The 17,519-nt window shown below is 58.1% G+C and carries 15 protein-coding genes and 2 pseudogenes; 5 read left to right on the top strand and 12 right to left on the bottom strand.

The window, feature by feature from the left end; all coding sequences use genetic code 11:
* Positions 1 to 90: 90 nt before the first annotated feature.
* Complete coding sequence (locus ACWUKX_RS06695) at positions 91 to 804, bottom strand: sulfotransferase domain-containing protein (RefSeq protein ID WP_456005090.1); 714 nt, start codon at positions 802 to 804, stop codon at positions 91 to 93.
* A 65-nt stretch (positions 805 to 869) separates the two neighbouring features.
* Between ACWUKX_RS06695 and ACWUKX_RS06690 the strand changes: the two genes are divergently transcribed.
* A complete protein-coding gene (locus ACWUKX_RS06690) occupies positions 870 to 2,021 on the top strand; it encodes a sulfotransferase family protein (protein ID WP_456005088.1) in 1,152 nt (383 codons plus the stop codon).
* Positions 2,022 to 2,036: 15 nt separating this feature from the next.
* On the opposite strand, the gene ACWUKX_RS06685 is transcribed toward ACWUKX_RS06690, so the two are convergent.
* From ACWUKX_RS06685 to ACWUKX_RS06655, 7 genes are all read right to left on the bottom strand, one after another.
* Positions 2,037 to 2,723, bottom strand: coding sequence for a sulfotransferase family protein (locus tag ACWUKX_RS06685; RefSeq protein WP_029355976.1), 687 nt, complete (start codon positions 2,721 to 2,723; stop codon positions 2,037 to 2,039).
* Positions 2,720 to 3,484 carry a sulfotransferase domain-containing protein gene (locus ACWUKX_RS06680; RefSeq protein ID WP_456005086.1) on the bottom strand — a complete coding sequence of 255 codons (765 nt, stop codon included), beginning with the start codon at positions 3,482 to 3,484 and terminating at the stop codon, positions 2,720 to 2,722. Before ACWUKX_RS06680 ends, ACWUKX_RS06685 begins: the two co-directional genes overlap by 4 nt.
* A 38-nt stretch (positions 3,485 to 3,522) precedes the next feature.
* Positions 3,523 to 4,557, bottom strand: a complete 1,035-nt coding sequence (locus ACWUKX_RS06675) for a hypothetical protein (RefSeq protein WP_456005084.1) — start codon at positions 4,555 to 4,557, stop codon at positions 3,523 to 3,525.
* Positions 4,558 to 4,750: 193 nt separating this feature from the next.
* Entirely contained in the window at positions 4,751 to 5,923 is a 1,173-nt protein-coding gene (locus tag ACWUKX_RS06670) for a glycosyltransferase family 9 protein (protein ID WP_456005081.1), read from the bottom strand.
* Entirely contained in the window at positions 5,913 to 7,100 is a 1,188-nt protein-coding gene (locus ACWUKX_RS06665; RefSeq protein ID WP_456005078.1) for a hypothetical protein, read from the bottom strand. The genes ACWUKX_RS06670 and ACWUKX_RS06665 overlap by 11 nt, the downstream gene beginning before the upstream one ends.
* 7 nt (positions 7,101 to 7,107) lie before the next feature.
* On the bottom strand, positions 7,108 to 8,286 hold the full coding sequence (locus ACWUKX_RS06660; RefSeq protein ID WP_456005075.1) for a hypothetical protein: 1,179 nt from the start codon (positions 8,284 to 8,286) through the stop codon (positions 7,108 to 7,110).
* Positions 8,287 to 8,292: 6 nt separating this feature from the next.
* Positions 8,293 to 10,038 carry an ABC transporter ATP-binding protein gene (locus tag ACWUKX_RS06655; RefSeq protein WP_456005073.1) on the bottom strand — a complete coding sequence of 582 codons (1,746 nt, stop codon included), beginning with the start codon at positions 10,036 to 10,038 and terminating at the stop codon, positions 8,293 to 8,295.
* A gap of 343 nt (positions 10,039 to 10,381) precedes the next feature.
* Here ACWUKX_RS06655 and ACWUKX_RS06650 point away from each other — a divergent pair, with 343 nt between their 5' ends.
* Complete coding sequence (locus ACWUKX_RS06650) at positions 10,382 to 11,350, top strand: GSCFA domain-containing protein (protein WP_456005070.1); 969 nt, start codon at positions 10,382 to 10,384, stop codon at positions 11,348 to 11,350.
* A 152-nt stretch (positions 11,351 to 11,502) separates the two neighbouring features.
* Here the strand turns inward: ACWUKX_RS06650 and ACWUKX_RS06645 are convergent, their stop codons facing one another.
* On the bottom strand, positions 11,503 to 12,252 hold the full coding sequence (locus tag ACWUKX_RS06645) for a TylF/MycF/NovP-related O-methyltransferase (protein ID WP_456005067.1): 750 nt from the start codon (positions 12,250 to 12,252) through the stop codon (positions 11,503 to 11,505).
* A 461-nt stretch (positions 12,253 to 12,713) separates the two neighbouring features.
* The gene (locus ACWUKX_RS06640) at positions 12,714 to 13,340 is read right to left on the bottom strand and encodes a transglutaminase-like cysteine peptidase (protein WP_456005065.1); all 627 of its coding nucleotides are present in this window, start codon (positions 13,338 to 13,340) and stop codon (positions 12,714 to 12,716) included.
* Positions 13,341 to 13,849: 509 nt separating this feature from the next.
* On the opposite strand from ACWUKX_RS06640, the gene ACWUKX_RS06635 reads away from it, so the two are divergent.
* Positions 13,850 to 14,089 (top strand): hypothetical protein, encoded by a 240-nt coding sequence (locus ACWUKX_RS06635; RefSeq protein WP_456005062.1) that lies wholly within the window; start codon positions 13,850 to 13,852, stop codon positions 14,087 to 14,089.
* Between the two features lie 335 nt (positions 14,090 to 14,424).
* On the opposite strand, the pseudogene ACWUKX_RS06630 reads toward ACWUKX_RS06635, so the two are convergent.
* A pseudogene (locus ACWUKX_RS06630) lies at positions 14,425 to 14,844 on the bottom strand (PIN domain-containing protein).
* Positions 14,841 to 15,124: pseudogene (locus ACWUKX_RS06625) on the bottom strand (plasmid stabilization protein). The pseudogenes ACWUKX_RS06630 and ACWUKX_RS06625 overlap by 4 nt, the downstream one beginning before the upstream one ends.
* Before the next feature lie 340 nt (positions 15,125 to 15,464).
* Here ACWUKX_RS06625 and ACWUKX_RS06620 point away from each other — a divergent pair.
* Complete coding sequence (locus ACWUKX_RS06620) at positions 15,465 to 16,238, top strand: SDR family NAD(P)-dependent oxidoreductase (RefSeq protein WP_456005060.1); 774 nt, start codon at positions 15,465 to 15,467, stop codon at positions 16,236 to 16,238.
* A gap of 117 nt (positions 16,239 to 16,355) precedes the next feature.
* Complete coding sequence (locus tag ACWUKX_RS06615; protein WP_456005057.1) at positions 16,356 to 17,501, top strand: ABC transporter ATP-binding protein; 1,146 nt, start codon at positions 16,356 to 16,358, stop codon at positions 17,499 to 17,501.
* Positions 17,502 to 17,519 lie beyond the last annotated feature (18 nt).

Below are 17,519 nucleotides of genomic sequence, written 5' to 3'. Positions count from 1 at the left end.
AACCGGCGGATTTTATAAATCACGCAGATGAGCGCGATTTGACCAGTTTGGCTATCCGCCTGCACTGCTGGAGTGAAGATGTGGTTATCGCTAGGCAGTTATTCCATAATTTTCCATGATATTTTTGCAGTATAAAATTTCTTTTTCGGTAAGGTAGTCCTTATACCCGCCAACTACGCCGCGTCTAACTTTAAAACTATCGGAATCGGTGCTGTCTACCGTTCTTAAGCGGTGACCATAGCGCTCATCGCTTTGCCCAGAGGATTCCTTGTTTCTCATGGACTCAAATCGACCGACGTCAATTGCTTTCGTAATTTCCTCCTCGTCTGGTTCTACCTTCAACCATTTTGCGATTCGGCTAAGTTCGGAGAGGGCATCGCTGTGGAGCGTTTCGTATCGTGTGATCAACACATCGTCTCTTTCGCTTATTGCCGCCAGCCACATTGCATTGAAGCGGAGGGTCCTCTCGATACCAAACTGTGGGTCTCGTACAAAGCTCGACAAATCACCTTGGAATAGGCCGCGCCATGCTTCGCGTTTGGTGACATGAAAATATCCGGAAATTGTTGTGTCGATCGGATTGCGATGCAAAAAAATCAGGGGCCGCTTTCCCAAAAAAGCATCGGCAGAGCGGAAATCTTTTCTGTGGAACGCGCTGCCGCCGTGGGTGTAATGGAGGCCGACGACAAGTTGATCAAGCATGACTCTTAACCATGTCCGCCCCGATTTTGGGTAGGAAATGCAAAGGCCTAAATTACTGGAATTTTCTTCTGCCTTCGGTTTGAGCCACCGCAGTAATTTCATGGTCACCTCGCAAACATCCCTATCAGCTGCCGATTGCTAAGGACCCGGCTTGCGGACCTTATGACATGACGACTCATGTCGATCAAACTTGGCCGATGAGCAACCACGTCTTTTGTCGCGCCTCGTCCATACGCTTCCCAATCGGGGCGGCGGGTTGCGTCAACTGTAAATCACTTGTTGCGGTAGATCAGGAAGTCGGTGCTGGCGAGCGGCGAAAACGGATTTGGGTCGATTGTCCACTGTTGCTTGCGGTTTTCCCAGCGGTGAGGCATTTAGAAATTAATAGGAAAGAGCGGATGAACACCAGCACCCCCGACCTGTCGTATGAGATTCCCGTCCCGAAATCGAAGCAGACTCGTGGATTGAGGAAAATCGAACGCCAGTTAAGGCCGAAACTGCGGTCGCTTCGGTGGCGGGTTGTCGAGCAGGTTTTGAGCTGGCGCAATCCCGAGGCGTTGGCTTTTTACCGCAGAGCCATGGAAACCGCATATCTGCCTGACGACCTGATCGACGTAGTCCCGCAACTCAAGATCCTGTACCTCGCCACGCCAAAGGCGGCGAGCAGCCGCATTCGCAGCAACCTTGCAGCCATGATCGGAAACGACACCGTGTCGGGATGGCGCAGCGACCAGAACTGGAAGGTGCACAACCGAAAGGCGTCGAACTTGCAGGCGCCTCGCCATGGCGTCCTGCAGTTCTATCGCATGGCCACGAGTCCCGAAGCCTTGCGATTTACCTTCGTTCGCAATCCCTATACCCGGTTGTTGTCGTGCTGGGCCGACCAATATCGCGACCGTCCCCTTGTGCCTGGTTATGGCAGGGTGGAGGTCTATCTAGCCCACCGCGAAAGGGCTGATCCGGCGCTGCCTGTTGGTGCTGACAAGAGCCTGTCCTTTGCAGATTTCGTCGCCTTTGCCTGCACGACTTCCACATGGCGCATCGACAAGCATTGGCAGAGGCAAAGCGACATCGTCGACCTTCCAGGAGTTGCGTTCGACCTCATCGGCAAGACCGAGACTTTCGCCCAGGATTTCGAACGGGTTCTCGATCATGTCGGTGCGAGCGACGAGGTGCGACGCGCGGCGATGCCACCTCTGCACACCTCCTCGCGCCGCAGGCTTGCCGACTATTTCACGCAAGAACTGGCGGATACCATCTATCGCGCGTATGAGCGCGACTTCGATCAGTTTGGCTATCCGCGCGCGCTTCCAGAGTAAAGCGGTCGCGCGGTTTCAAAGGTATCCGAACGCCTGCATCAGGGGCTTCCCACGCCCCTCGGTAAGCTCCATCAATTCCTGCTGACCCAGTTCGGTTTTCCAGCGGCCGCGGCCATCATAAATTGGCTGGTTCACTTGCTGGTTGCGCAATGCGGCATGTTGGGGTTGCGCATTAAGTGTGAACCATCGTTGCGGGTTCCGATGATAGTCGAGCAGACTCTGATCGAACGACAATCCCAGGAAGGTGCAGATCTTTTCGACGGTCGCTTCCGGGTCATCGACAAGATCTTCGTAGCGGTAAATCAAGACGTCCGTGCTGCCGCGCTCGGCAAGGACCATTGTGTTGTCCGAAATCCAGCGATCCAGGCTCGCGGTCGCATCGCCAAGCCGCCTTGTCAGCGAAGCAACGGTATCGCGCCCATCGCGTACCGGCATCACGAACTTCGCGCCCGGCACCAGGCGTCGTATCCGGTCGACACGTCTGATATGACGCGGTGTCTTTTCAAGCAGCACCGACTTGCCCGCCCCAATGGCCGCCCGTTTCAGCTTGGAGTAGCGATACAGCGCAAGTGGAGCCCATTTGAAAAACACGTTTGTTTCCTCGAATGGCAAAAAGACATCGGCATGCGAGGCAAGAATCGTAGCTATCAGCGTGGTGCCGCTATGTCCGCATCCGCAGACAAAGCCGGTGCATCGGATCAATTCACACCTGCCCTGTCGTCGGCATAAGATATGCCATGCCGCTGAAAGGCTTCATCGAGCCGCTTCCAGTAATCAAGCCGCGCAAGCACATTGTCACAAAAGGCAATATCATCCGCGCCGAGGTAGTCCAAATAACCACCGACCTTACCTTTTCGAACCTTGAAGCTTTCCGGGTCGTCAGGATTGCGCGGTTGCAATCTCCCGCCATAGCGCGCACCCAGCTCTCCTGAGATTTCAGATTGCTGCATTCGTTTGAACGATCTGCTGACGGCAACATCGGCAAGCTGGGACTCCTCAAAGGATTTTCCCAAGAATTTTCCGATGCTGCGCAATGCGTCGTTTGTATCCCGCTGCACATCTTCATAGCGCAGAAGCGCAATCTTTCGCATGTGACTTGCGGCTGCAAACCACTGCAGGTTGAAAAGGGCAATCTTCTCGACACCGTGTTTGGGGCTTCTTATACAATCGCCGATCGGACCTGCTTCTAGCCCATGGCGTTTGTTGACCTGAAAATATCCAGATACCGCAGTGTCGCGGGGGTCTCGCGTCAGGAATAGAATCCGTTGGCGTTTGTAGCGAGATTTGTCGGGGCTTATCTGCGCGATGTCACGCAGATCCTTGTGGTCGGAACCGTCATGCGTGTAAGCCGCATCGACGCCCAGATCGTCAAGCATTACGCGCAGCCAGGTCCGCCCGGATTTGGGAAACGAGACGACAAGGAGGGGCGGCTTTCTTGCAAAAAAGTTGGAAAACAAACTCAACTTGCGGACTCCGATTGCGGGCATTTTGATCGAGCAGATCAGCGATTGTAAATATCGATTAAGGCATTGGCGATCCGTTGCGAAGCCGGCACCTTTGGATCAATCGACAGATTGGCATTGAGGAAGTCCCGGCTTTGCTCAAAATAAGTCGGCCTTGATCTGACCGCAGCGCGGATATCCTCGACGAGGTCATGCTCCGACAATGTTGGTTTGAAAGCGCCCATAGGGCTGTCGAACTCGACCATGGGAGAAACCAGCGGAAACAGCACCACCGGAATGCCGCAGGCGATTGCTTCGTAAACAGTGGTGCTTGGGCGCGTTACGAGCGCCAGAGCCTCCGGGAGCAGCTGTGCGAAATCCAGGGTCGATTTGTTCGGCAAATCGACTTTTTCGAACATCGTGGGGTGGACGCTGACGACATAGGCAAGGCCGAGTTTCGCACATGCGCCTGCCACGGCTTCAATCGCTTGGCGATCTGCGGGCTTTTCGATATCCCCCTTGAAGTTCACCAGCACAAAAAGCCCTTCATCATGCCTGGCGCCAGCACCTTCGACGGCACGCTCAATTACCGGGGAGCCGACAACGTATGTCGGCTGGCGTCTTTGCTGCAGCGCCGCTGGTCCCATCGACAGGATGTAGTCAGCTCTCACAAATCGATGCGGCTGCAGCAGTCGCGCACCGCCGATCAGCCCGACCACACGGACCATGCCGAAGTTGATGGAGTCTATGAATCGCCTAAAGAATTGCGGCGCATAGTCATTTCCAGTCACCAGCATGTCGCCGGGTCTGATCATCCGCTCGAGCTCGGCAAAGCCGATATGCGATATTCCCCGGGCGTTGAGTTCAGGTCGCGCTACGCCGCCGCGTTTCAATCCATCGAGATGCGCGAACACGCAGCGGATGCCGCGGTCAACCAGAATCTCTGCCGCGTCAGCCAGCAGCCGAACATTGTTGCGGTTGTGTGGGACGAAGTAGACAGTCCTCGTCGCTGCCCTGCCGCGGGCGTAGATACGCCCGCGCTTGAACAGATTTCCTGGATGAAAAAGCCGGTACGCGGCGAGGAGCCGCTGCACAAAGCCTTCGCTGACAGGAGAAGCCGCCTTGGTTCTCGACCTACCCAAAGATATGCATCGCCTCTTATCCGTGAAATTGCAGAACGGCCGCCCCGCCGGGTAGTTTACAATGCTCTTGCCGTCAAGAAAGGCGCTTGACTACGTCGCCGGTTTGGACCTGCCTGGCACACTCGCGATGCCTTGCGTGGTGGATTCAAACAGTGCTGATGAGTAAACCCATGTGGTTTTGTGCGTCTTCCATCACCGCGGCCCAAGGCCTTTCCCGTTTCGAGACCAGCACGGCGGAAGGATAGTAGGGTGTGCAATCGCCCTCGACCGGCCAGGAACGTTTGAACCCATCGCCAAGGATAAAGACCGACGGGATGCCGAGCGCGCCCGCCAGATGCGCCCCGGTATTGCTGATGGTTACCACGGCGTCCATCGCGGCAACCTGCGCCGCGAAAAGGTCCATGTCGACAAGTTGGTCGATTGATCCATCATGGAGAATACGCGCGAGCTCGCCATCGGTCAGGATCTTCAGGTCGGACGCGACCTGGCCATATTGCAGCGAAACGAACCGGAGGTCCGGACGGCTGATAAGCCCGCGCCATGCCGTAAGTGGCGGCAGGTCCTTGCCAGGATTGGAGCTGCCCCATGCAACGCCAACCAGCGGCCGGCCATCCTTCCGATAGCGGGCGCGAAGTTCAGCGACCCGCGCCGGATCCGGCTTCAGGGGGACGAAATGCTCCCGGATCGTGGTCTCATCTGTCTCGAACATGGCCGTCAGATGCTGAACGCCCGCAAAGGCCTGCGCCTCGCCATAGGCGGCCTTGTTCTCTGGACCGACAGCTCGCACATCGGCGGCGGGAAATGTCCGCTGAAAGAGCGGAACCAACCGGTGCTCGACCAGGACGATCAAACGAGCGGCCCGGGCGAGCGCACGGCCGACGGAACTCGCATGATGGATCGCGGTGGCCAGACCCTGCTTTTCGGTCTCCATCAGATCGACGAGCAGGACCTGGTCCGAGATGTCCTGGCCGAGCCATTCGCCGTTGACGCGGCCCTCAACGATGTGGCGCCTGGCGATCTTGAGCTCGGCCGCCGGGCCGTAGGCGCCCATACGCATCAGCGCCTTGCTAAGCTCGTCGAGCAGGCGAACCTCGCCCCGCGACTTCGCAATCGACCCCAGGGCCAGGGCTTTCGGCAGTGCGGCAGACCAATCGCGCGCCTCGATGCTTCGCCGATAATCCGCCATCTGATCGGCAATGTCGCCATCACGCCAGCGAAGGAAAAGCTGCCGCCGATGGCGACGAAACCAGACCTTGTACTTATAGCCTGCAAGCGCGACACCGCGGCGGAACCGGCGAAGGAGTTGGCTACCGGCCATCACCAACTCCACTGATGATTTGCATAACCTGTCCACCTGCTTCCTGCATTGCGGACGCCCATGCCTGACCGCCCTTCCGAACCAGTCGAACGCTTGGATATGTGGCTACGGTCTCGCCGAAGGCAGGCCACGACAGCCGAAACCCATCGTCGAGCATGACGACAGTCGGAACGCCAAGCGCTCCCGCCAGATTGGCGCCGGTGTTGCTGATCGTCACCACCGCATCGAACGCCGCGATTTGCGCGGCAAAGCGGTCCATATCCGACAACTGGTCGACGGAAGCGTCATGGATGATGCGTCCCGGCGCCCAGCGTTCGAATTCGGCGAGCGCTGGCCCGACATCGCCATACTGCATACTGATGAAACGTCCCGGCAGATTGCCGAGCAGCTCCCGCCAATCGTCCAGAGCCGGCAGGTCCTTGCTCTTGTTCAGGCTTCCCCAGGCGAAGCCGATCAGAGGCCCCGGGCCGCGAGCGAGATAGGTGCTGCGTAGCTCGGCGACCAGTCGGCGGTCCGGCTCCAATGGGAGGAAGGGCGCGCGTGCTGTCGGCTCATCCGGCCAGAAGTGCTTCGCCAGTGTCTCGAAGCAGGCGAAGACGTCGGCGTCCGTCGCCGCCACCTCCCCTTCTCCTTCTAGCCTGACATCGAGCCCAGGATATGTTCTGCGATAAAGTGGCGCGAGTCGCGGCTCGACCAAAACGGTGCATCGTCCGGCAGCTGCGACCACCGGCCCAAGCAGCGACGCGAACTGGAAGAAGATTGCAAGATCGCCTTCGCGCCGCTCGACGGCAAGCCTGCGACCCGCAAGATCACTGCCATCCCATTCGGGCCGGCCGGGCACTTGCTTGCTCGACGCGATCAACTGCCAAGCACGATTCCCGCCGCCGAGACGTCTCAGTCCACGCCCGGCTTTTTTGACAAGCCCGGGATCGCCAAGCTGCTCACCGAGCAGGCCGAGTGCCAGCGCATGATCCTGGGCCGCCTGCCAGTCACGCCGCTCGACACTCTGCGCCATCAGGCTCACATGCCGTTCGACGCTTTCGTCAGCGTGGCGCGAGGGACGCTTAAAAAACTTCTTTGCTCGATCAAGAACCTTCTGCAGCCGCTTGCCGTCAACACCTTGCGGGCGCAGGTCGGCGGCTTTTGCCTTTTCAAGGATGGATCGTCTGCTCGGCACAGCGACCTCAACTATCGCTAGACGGCGTCGAACGCACCGTCAGGATTGACGAGAGCCGCCGGCCGACGTCGTCGAGCACCACCGGCCACGGACGTCCTTCCTTGCGAATGACGAGCCCCTTCGGATACCAGGGCGTTCGATCGCCAATCACTGGCCACGCTGTCTGAAACTTGTCGTCGATCAGGAAAATGGTCGGAACACCGAGTGCTCCGGACAGATGGGCCGCCGTATTACTGATCGTTACGACCGCATCGAGTGCGGCGACCTGGGCGGCGAAACGGTCCATATCAATCATCTGGTCGACACTGTCATCATAGATAAGCCGCGCATCATTGCCGTTGCGCAGGCGCCGCAGCGCCGGCTTGATCTGTCCGTACTGGAGAGAAACGAACGTCGCTTGTGTCTGGGCGATGAACCGTGCCCATTCTGGGAAATCAGGGACGTCCTTGGTGTGTGATTTGCTGCCCCAGGACAGACCCACCAGTGGTAGATCCGTCATCGAGCGATAGCGCTTGTGGAATGTCTGGACGAGTTCAGGATCTACCCGCAGCGGCACGAAATCGGCGGCAAGTCTTTCGGCATCGCGGCCGAAAACCCAGGCGAGATTTTCGAAGGTCGCAAATTTGTCACCAACGACATTCTGTTGCGCTGGAACCACGGTCGCATTCGGGAACGTCCGCTGCAGAAGCGATACGAGGCGCGGCTCGACCCGAATTGTCGCGCTTTGCGCACATCCAGCGGCGGCGCCGGCCAGTCGCGCATGGCGGATAACCCGGCCAAGACTGCGAGGATCATCCTCTACAAGATCGATCAGCAGTGTTCCCGAACCGAGGTCTTCTCCGGTCCACTCATTGGCACCTTCCCCTTTTCGTTGCCGGCGAGCGGAAAGCCGAAGCTCGGCCGCCCGCGCGAAGTTGCCCAGCCGTTCGAACGCCTGGCCTGCCTTCTGCATCAACTCCGGGTCGCGGACACGCTCGGCCATGATGGCCATTTGATTGGTACTTGCTTCAAGGCCTGTCCAGTCCCTGCGCGCGATCAGCGCGTCGACCTTGGCCTGCTGCTCAATAACGGAACGAGGCTTGGAGCCGGTATACAGCGCCCGCACGGCCTTTGTGTATCGGCGCAACTGCAGGCCCAATCCACCTATCACATACCGGATGTAGGAACCGTGGTAAAAACTGGTCATCGGCCTTCAGCGCAAAACGCTCTGCCGCAGCCTCTTGCCGCCTTGGACGATTGGAGCGGACGCTTCCAAATGGAAGATCGAGCGATAGATTTCGCTGCGCAAGGCGAGTTCGTCATGGGTCCCGGAGTCCGCAAGCATACCAGCGTCAAACACGAGAATACGATCGGCCGCCTTGATGGTTGAAAGCCTGTGCGCGATGCAGATCACAGTGCGCTGAAATGCATTGTCGAAGGCTGCCTCCATGACCGCCCGTTCGTTCTCGCCGTCGAGCGCGGACGTTGCTTCATCATAGACAATCACCGGAGCATTCTTGAGCAGGGCGCGTGCGATGGCAACGCGTTGTTTCTGCCCGCCCGACAGATTGGTACCGCTCGGCCCCACCAGCGTGTCGAGCCCGTTTTCCAGGCTCGAGGCAAAGCTGGTGACCCGGGCGAGGTCCGCCGCGGACTCGATCTCCCGATCGGTGGCGTTCGGGCGTCCGTCACGAATGTTGTCACGGATCGAGCCTTCGAACAGGAAGACGTCCTGTGACACCAGTGCGATATTGTCGCGAACGTCGGAGAGGCTGATCTTCGAAATGTCCTTTCCGTCGAGGAGAACCCTGCCCCTGTCCGGCTCCATCAGGCGCAGGATCAGATTGACGATGGTCGTTTTGCCGGCGCCGGAGCGGCCGACGATCGCCAGCTTCTCACGAGGTCGGACCTCGAAGGAAACACCGTGCAGCGCGGGGCTATTCCCTTCATAGGAGAAGGCCACATCTTCAAAACGGAGGCCGCCCTCGACATTGGTGAGGTGCTCGCCCGCGGTTGCGAGTTGTCGCTGTTCGGGCGTGTCGATCAAATCATACATCTGCCCGACGGCCACCATTTGCTTCTGGATGTCGACATTGACCCGGGCCAGCCGCTTGGCGGGTTCATAGGCAAGCATAAAGGCGGTTATGAAGGCCATAAATTCGCCCGGCGTCTTGCCGTTGCCGAGGGTCTGCCAACTGGCGTAAATAATGAAAAGGCCAATGATGAAGCCGCCGCCTGTCTCCATCAATGGACTCATCAACGCCGATGTGCGGTTGATCTGGATGCCGCGCCTTTCCATCTTCCGGACGGCCTTCGCGAAGCTGGCGGCCGCCTTGTCTTCGAGTTGGAAGGACTTGATGGTGCGGATACCTTCGACGGCTTCCGTGCCGATCGACTGGACCAGTGCAGCCAATTCCGTCTCGCCCCTTGCCAGCGCCTTGAGCTTCCTGGTTATCGCGCCCACCGATAGGAATAGCAGTGGTAGAACCGCCACCGATATCAGCGACATCATTGGATCCTGCTTGACCATGACGCTTGCCAGGGCAATCAGCTTCAGCACATCGGAGACGGTGCTGCTCGTGAGGGTGAGAATAACGGCGGCCGCGGCGCGCGCGTTGAACATGATCTTGGAGACGAATTTCGCCGGATGCTGGTTAGCGAAGCGGTTGATGTCGAAACGCACCATTCGGGAAAACTGGCGGTTTTGAAGGTCCGAAACGATAGCCCGGCGAACCTTCCCCGTTGTGATGGTCTGGCAGTAGTCGGCGATCCCCTTGACCAGGAAAATGCCGACAATCACGGCGCTAATACCCCATGCGGCAGCAGCGTTCCGTTCTACATAAATGCTATTGATCATGACACTCATGATCCAAGCCGTTGCGCCGGTCGCCGCCGCAGCGACGATCGAGCACAGCAAACCGGTGAGATACAGCTTTATGTGCGGCGGCAGGTTCTCCACGATCAGGCGCTTGACCAGCGGGTATGCCAGGGCCGCTGAAATTCGTTTCTTTGCGCTCATTCCGTTTCCCGATGCGATGTATCGTTCTCTGACGACCCTCGCTCCTGCCGATCCATGAAAATTTTCTCGGCGCCGTCACACATGCGCCAAACTGGTACCTGACGTCTGACTTCGTTCGAAGTTATAGTCAATCTTGAATCCTCCTGATTGCGGCTAAGCGGCGAAGCGGACTAAGTGTCGGGCATTGCTGTCGGCGGCCGGCTATGAAGATCATGGAGCCATTGTGACATTGCTAGAGCGAGTTCGACGAAAGTATTTTCGGCTACGCCACCAACTCGGATACATGAAACCTATTCGTTTGATCGCATCGAACAAATCAAACACGAAGTATGACGAGTTTGTCAGTTCTGGCACCATTACAATACGCAAAACCTCAATATTCACTTCTGGTGATATATTCTTCACGATGGGGAGTTGCTTCGCGCAGGAAATTCGACGTGCATTGACAAGCAGACATATCGCATGCGTTCCGTCTTACAGAAATATCAGCTTTGACCCGACAAAGGCCATTGTAGATGAGCTGCCTCGGCAGGAGCATATGAACTTCTACAACACCTTCACTGTTCGCCTTCAGGTCGAGCAAATGCTTGGGTTGTGGGATCAGGCCCATGACGACTGGTGGCAGGTCAAGAAACGTGCTCCTTGGGGCCCAATCTGCTTTCAGGACCCGTACCGCCGCGGCATCTTCGCCAAATCTCCGCAAGTTCTCAGAGAGGTGATCGAGAGCATAAACGGAGAGATGCGGGTTGGCTTCGATGCGGCCACGGCATTCATATTCACCTTCGGAATGACTGAGGTCTTCATCAACAAATCCAGTGGCAAAGTAGCAGCACAGAAACCGCTTTATCGTGGCGGAGGCGGAATGCAGGAAACGACGCTTCACGTCAGCGGCTTTCAGGAAAACTACGCCAACGTGATGGCTACCGTGGACATGGTCCGTCAACACAAACCCGATGCACCGATAATTCTCACAGTCTCACCGGTTGCATTGGCTCGGACATTTCAAGACATGGATGTCGTCACTGCGAGCACTGAAGGCAAGTCCGTTCTTCGGGCTGTTCTCGGTCAAGTCTGCCGGGAACGGGACAATGTCCATTACCTTCCCTCATTCGAGCTTGTCACCTATGGAGGCCTTGCTCGTAGCTATAGAGAGGACTTACGGCACGTAGAAAAATCGGTCGTCGAGGAGATCGTTGAACAGTTTTTCAATGCGTACTTTGCTCCGTCGTCGGGGTCACCACGTGGGAATTGACCCCGTGCCTTGACGAGGATCTCTATGACGGCTTCGGCGGCAGCGGAGTCTGCAATAAAACGCGATCCGCGACGCGACAAGTACCCTCAACAATCGCCGTGAGCTCCTCTCTTTATGTCTTATATCGATGGAGACTAGCCGCAACCATTCAGCTAGCTTGCCTTGACGACAAGAGCCTGCCCCGTTGGAAGTTCGATGATACCTTCCGGGCGGTTTTCGAAGAATTGGTCAAAGGCCTTTCGGGCTCCAGGACAGAGCGAGGAGCCGTAGTCATCACAGATGATCATGCCATGCGCGCGCACCCGATCGTAGAAGAAGGCAAGCGCGTCTCGTGTCGGCTCGTATAGATCGACGTCAATGTGGACCAGGGCGAAACGTCGGTCGGCTGCGCTGGAAAAAGTTTCCGGTATCCATCCAACATGAAAAGTGGTGTTGCCGAAGCCCGAAATATTCTCTCTGGCTACCTTCTCGTCAGTGGTGAGATCGCCGGACTTCCAGGACGTTTGGCCGTTTCGCTTGCGATCCTCTACCGTCGGTTCCGAGAGGCCGGCGAATGAGTCGAAAAGGTGGTAGTGCCGTGGCCGAAGATCGCTCATCAGCATGAATATCGTCGACCTGCCTTGCCTTACGCCGCATTCGGCCACATCGCCATCGATACGCTCGATCGAGCGCAAGCAGCTTTGCAGGACGAAAGCTCGGGGATCTGGAATCCCGCTGATGGTTTTGACCCGCTGCAGCGCCCTTCGGAAAAATGGCTGGTGCCTCCAGACCGTATGTCTGGAATAAACGTAGAAGCCGTATTTGTCGGCCTTCTTCTGAGAGATCTTATACCACGCCACCCCTCTGCGTTTTTTCGAAACAACAGCAAGTGCCACATCTCTTAATTTCATCTGTACCAGCATTCGATTTGTTCATAAACGGGCGGGATCGACGCTCTGCCGGCATCAGACGCGGAATGAGTCGAGTTCCAGCTGAAGGACATGGGCTTATCGAGCGCGCAAGAAAGCACTGTCCAGTGCCCGTAATAAGGCAACGTCGAGATTGGAACTCGCATGGAGTGCGACTCAAGATCACGGGTCACGTGCCTGGGCCGGTCCGGAAACAGTCAAACCCCCGGGCTGTCGGAGTTATCCCACTGCCCGGCCTGCGCTGCGCGCCGCGAGTGATGGCGCCTGCGGCAGATACTCATCGAAAAGCTCAGGCATCGCGCTTGGCGGCGCCAGGCAGCCCCACAACATCGATCGTCGCGGAGGAAGACCCAGGTCTCAATGAAGCGGGAATCGAAAGGCTGGCTGGCGCATTCCTGCCATTCTCGGGCATGGCGCAGGTGCGCCAGGTATTGTTCAGTCGCAAATCGAGAGGTTCAGTCGACTGCCCCGACCAGAACATCGGGGTGTTCAAGTATCGCGACCCAGCGTCCGGTATGTGTGGACGATTGCCTTTTTAGAAATCTATATCCAGTTTCCGACCAAAGCTTCACATCGTCGTTGAGGTTGTCGAGCACATAATCGCCTTTGTCGGTCCTGACCGTCAGCACTGCGTGCCCCTCGCCGTCTTTTTTTCTGACGACAGTGATCAGAAGGTTTGAGAGCGATATGCCCTCCAAATTGAGCATCTGACGCTTTAGCAGGACGTAGTCCTCGCAGTCGCCGATCGCGCTAACAGGATAGGACCAAAATTCCATCGTGCCGTGAACGGCAAAATCGCTCACGGGCTTGATCGATCTGTTCACGAGTTTGGTGACGGAAGCGAGCTTATCTTCCATTCCACTGGTCATAAGAACCGGCGCGATCTTGCCTGATCGTATCCTGCATTCCGCCGCCTGCCTTCGGCAGAATTCCATGTAGCCAACTGGGATGGAGGTCCGCTCCCCCGTGGCCATGGCACCAGGCACCGCATCGGCCGAAGCTTTCTCCATCGGCGTCGCGGACATCATCAAGCCTATCAGTAGGCCGGCAGACAGCCATGCCCGCGGTATCACCAATCCCATTCGCCCCGCCCAAGGTAACGACCCGAAACAATCTTTAATATCGCGTTACCATCTTTTCATGGGGACATCAACGCAGCCGACACACAATTTAAAGCTACGGTCGCGTACCATCATCAATGACCTGCTGCTGGGCGCCGCGGTCAATGCTGGAGAACTTCCATACCACTGGAAGGTCATGACCTTCGCGTGTTGTCGCATGGCCACATCGGGCGCACTTCGGTCATCGACGGCTCAAACGCGGACAGGCGGCCGAGAAAAAATTGTAGCCAAATTTGTCGAAGCAAAAAAGTCCAAGAGCTACGGGGCTCGCGCGTAGATTCGCATACATTCGGAGACATTTCGATGGCACTCGGGCAAATCTCTGCGACAGGCGTGGCGTAAGTTTCGATCGTGAGCAGGAAGTCTCGTCATAGTGACGGGACAGAAAGCCGACAGCGATTTCGCAAGCAGGAGTCAACACCGCGCGAGACCGATTGGCAGGTCTGCTCATTCTAAGAAAGGAAAATACGATGAACAAACTTGCAACGGCTTTCGCCCTCCTCGCCTTGTCGACGGGAGTCTCTCTCGCTGCCGCTCAAAATCCGGACCGCGATCCGACCCGCGGATTTGCTCCTGATGTCGACAACGGCGAAATGACCTTAGACACCAATCATACGGCTTCCTTGCCGCTACCCGTGGCAGCCCCGAAAGAACAACAACCAAAGCCCGGCAAGGTCCTCAGGGGTCGTGCACCATGGGCGGGCCGTTAATATACTGACCTTGTCCTCCCATGCAAAAAGTCCAACCACCCATGCAACAAAGGGTGGTTGGACAGGGCGCAAGAAAATCCTGCAGCCATGGATGAATTGACCGTCTCTGGCGAGAGTATTGGGTCAGGTCGCGAACTCAGGAAAAAATCGTGGCGAGGCTTCGAGGGCCGCGTCTGCATCTGCGCCGCTGTCAATCGGCCGTCACGTCGGCCGCTGCCATCCCTTCCAGCGCCGCCGCGAACGGTTCCGCGTCAACCTGACCAAAGCGACCAGACTGTAGGCGATAAGTCCTTCCCCCTGCCCTGCTCCGGTCCTGAATGAGCCCATATCCCAGGTCAGAACTCCCACGGAGAGAACAAGTTGAGACCGGTCGTGCCGAAGTCGCCCAAGTTCCGCGTCGCCAAGCCGGTCGCCATTCACTCTTGAGATTGCAGCAATCATGCCGTCGGGCGCCGACATCCCCCGGCCCTGCCGCATGGCGGTACTCATGATTTCCCCATATAGGCCATCGCGGCTTCCTCGGTCAGCCCGAAGATCCGATCCGCAAACCGACGACGCCAATCCGAGAGTCCCTGCTCCAGACGCTCCGCACGCTGATCGGGTGGTCGAATTTTCTGGATGCCGAAGGCGATCTCCGCGATGGGCACGGTCGGAAGTGCAAGTTCAGCGTCATGGCGGACCAACCATGCAATCACGGCAGGGTCGGGCGAGCTTTTCAGCGTCTCGGAAATGACATTGGTATCGAGGAAGATCAAAGCTCAGGGCCCGCATGAACCTGCCGATTACCCCGGATCACTGCCTCAAGATCGATTTCGTACCATAAGCGCTAGCAATACGAGTGTAGAACGTCGATGCCGGCTCACGACCTGCTTCCCGGACCTCATAGGATTCCAGCGCGCGCTCAACCACGTCGGCGATCGAGCGGTTCTCGCGTCGAGCAAGCCGCTGCGCAAGATCACGCGCCTTGGCGATGCGCACGGAAAGCAGGTCCGGCCATATAGAACTCCCTTTGCCGTAGCTAAGCCTGCCTCGCATTGCTAGCAAGATGGCAGATGATGGCTTGCCATCCGGGCTTGACCGTCAACTGATCGTTTGCTGGTCTTCTATGACGGGCCTGCCGAAAACGTGAGCTGGTCAAGGTCATCGTCGGCCGGTAGCGCCAAGCGGCCCCGATTTATCTGAAGGCCCCGACCGAGCAGGGATTGGTACAGGGATGAAGGCTGGCAGCGAAAACCTCTACCTCAATCCGCCCTAATGGCGCTGGTCAGTGATCCGCCGCCAGCGAAGATCGCAAGATGTATAGACAACCGGTCGCAACTGGTGTTCGTTTCCAATCCGATCGCATGCAATTTCGGAAAATGCAGGAATCGTGACTATGGACGCCGCTTCCTTGTTCGATCTGACGGGAAAAAAGGCGCTGGTGACGGGCGCCAGCCGCGGCATCGGCCAGGCTATGGCTGAGGCGCTCTCCGCGGCAGGTGCCGACGTCGCGGTGACCGCCCGCGACGAAGCGTCCCTTCTTGAGACGGCGGACCGAATTAGCGCTAACGGGCGAAGATCGCTTTGCCGGTCTCTCGACGTGCTCGACACCGATCGCATCCGCGTGGTGGTCGACGAGGTGGCGGATGCCTTTGGCGGGCTCGACATCCTGGTCAACAACGCCGGCTATGAGCAAGTCCAGCCGTCGCTCGACGTGGACGAAGCGCTGTGGGACTGCATCGTATCGACCAATCTGAAGGGCGCCTTCTTCTGCGCGCAGGCTGCGGCGCGGCGGATGGCTGCCGACAGCAGCGGTGGCGCGATCATCAATCTTTGCTCGCTGACCTCCTATGTCGGCATTCCGACCGCGGCACCTTACGGCTCCTCGAAGTCTGGGCTTCTGGGCATGACGCGCGCGCTGGCCACGGAATGGGCATCGCTCGGCATCCGCGTCAATGCCATCGCTCCGGGGTATTTCCATACGGCGATGACGGATGCTTTTTATCAGGATCCCGACTGGCAGACGGCAATGCTGGCCAAGATACCGCAGCGGCGTTTCGGCACGATGGAGGATCTGGCCGGAGCCGTTGTATTCCTGGCGAGCGGGGCATCCGCCTATGTCACCGGGCATTGCCTCCCAGTTGACGGCGGCTATCTCGCATCCGTCTGAGCGACTGAGGGCGGGTGCAACAAGAACCGTGTAGACCCATGTTGTATATGGTTGTATATACCACCTCACAACGCTGGACGTCCTTGCATGCGGCCGGCGACAAAAAGGGGAACCACAATGCAGGAGCCTTTCCGGGCCGGAGCTTCGCGGGAAGCGGAAGGCGGCAGGGAAATCGCAGTCACAGTCCGCAACGTCGGGATGGACTTCGATGGGATTCATGCCGTCAAGAATGCGTCCTTCGATCTGCCGAAGGGCCGGTTCCTCACCATTCTGGGGCCCTCGGGGTCCGGCAAGACGACCCTCCTGCGCATGATCGCCGGATTCCAGACCCCGAGCAGCGGCGAGATCTTCATCAACGGAGAAGCAGTGAGCGCGGTGCCACCGCACAAGCGGTCGATCGGCATGGTCTTTCAGAGGCTTGCGTTGTTTCCACATATGACGGCGGCTGAGAATGTCGCCTTCCCGCTGAAGATGCGTCGGCGCGATGCACGCACCATTCCCGAACGCGTCGAGCGATACCTCGCGCTGGTCCGGCTCGGGGGCTATGGCGGCAGGCGCATTCACGAACTTTCCGGCGGGCAGCAGCAGCGCGTCGCGATCGCACGCGCGCTGGTGTTCGAGCCCGACCTGCTGCTGCTCGACGAGCCGCTGGCTGCGCTCGACCGCAAGCTGCGCGAGGAAATGCAGCTCGAATTCCGCCGCATCCAGCGAGAGCTCGGCGTCACCACGATCAACGTCACCCACGACCAGCGCGAGGCGCTGGTGGTTTCCGACGACATTGTGGTCATGGATCAGGGCGAGATCCAGCAGAAGGCGCGGCCGATCCATACCTACCGCCAGCCCCGCAACGCCTTCGTCGCCAATTTCATCGGCGTCACCAACTTCATTGCCGGTACGGTACGGTCCGTATCGGAAGGGGGCGACGTCTCCATCCTTCGCGGTGCTCTGACGCTTGCCGGAAAAATCGGCGATCCGGTCAATCCACCTGCGGAGGGCGGCAAGGCGTCGGGAGCGATCCGCGCCGAGCAGATCCGTCTCGCCGGCGACGCTGCTCAGCTGTCGAAGCTCGATTGCGTGCTGGCCGGGACTGTCATCGATACGATCTTCGAAGGCGAGCGCATGGTCTACGAGGTAGCCTGCGCCGCGATTGGCGACGAGGTCATTCGCGTTTTTGACCATGATCCCGCCGCGCACACGCAGTTCGACATAGGCGAAAGCGTGTTCTTGGGGTGGAATGCCAGGGACATGCTTGTTTTTCGATAGAACCGGAAACCGGTCAAA

It is taken from the genome of Mesorhizobium sp. f-mel, assembly GCF_053850215.1.
The sequence above is the reverse complement of the archived record's forward strand: the minus strand, read 5'-3'. Positions and strand labels throughout refer to the sequence as shown.

Bases quoted from the DNA above. Each gene is read 5' to 3' on its own strand.
- ACWUKX_RS06615 (WP_456005057.1), top strand. From the start codon at position 16,356: ATGCAGGAGCCTTTCCGGGCCGGAGCTTCGCGGGAAGCGGAAGGCGGC.
- ACWUKX_RS06620 (WP_456005060.1), top strand. From the start codon at position 15,465: ATGGACGCCGCTTCCTTGTTCGATCTGACGGGAAAAAAGGCGCTGGTG.
- ACWUKX_RS06690 (WP_456005088.1), top strand. From the start codon at position 870: ATGACGACTCATGTCGATCAAACTTGGCCGATGAGCAACCACGTCTTT.
- ACWUKX_RS06660 (WP_456005075.1), bottom strand. From the start codon at position 8,286: ATGACCAGTTTTTACCACGGTTCCTACATCCGGTATGTGATAGGTGGA.
- ACWUKX_RS06635 (WP_456005062.1), top strand. From the start codon at position 13,850: ATGAACAAACTTGCAACGGCTTTCGCCCTCCTCGCCTTGTCGACGGGA.
- ACWUKX_RS06640 (WP_456005065.1), bottom strand. From the start codon at position 13,340: ATGGGATTGGTGATACCGCGGGCATGGCTGTCTGCCGGCCTACTGATA.
- ACWUKX_RS06695 (WP_456005090.1), bottom strand. From the start codon at position 804: ATGAAATTACTGCGGTGGCTCAAACCGAAGGCAGAAGAAAATTCCAGT.
- ACWUKX_RS06645 (WP_456005067.1), bottom strand. From the start codon at position 12,252: ATGCTGGTACAGATGAAATTAAGAGATGTGGCACTTGCTGTTGTTTCG.
- ACWUKX_RS06650 (WP_456005070.1), top strand. From the start codon at position 10,382: ATGAAACCTATTCGTTTGATCGCATCGAACAAATCAAACACGAAGTAT.
- ACWUKX_RS06670 (WP_456005081.1), bottom strand. From the start codon at position 5,923: ATGGCCGGTAGCCAACTCCTTCGCCGGTTCCGCCGCGGTGTCGCGCTT.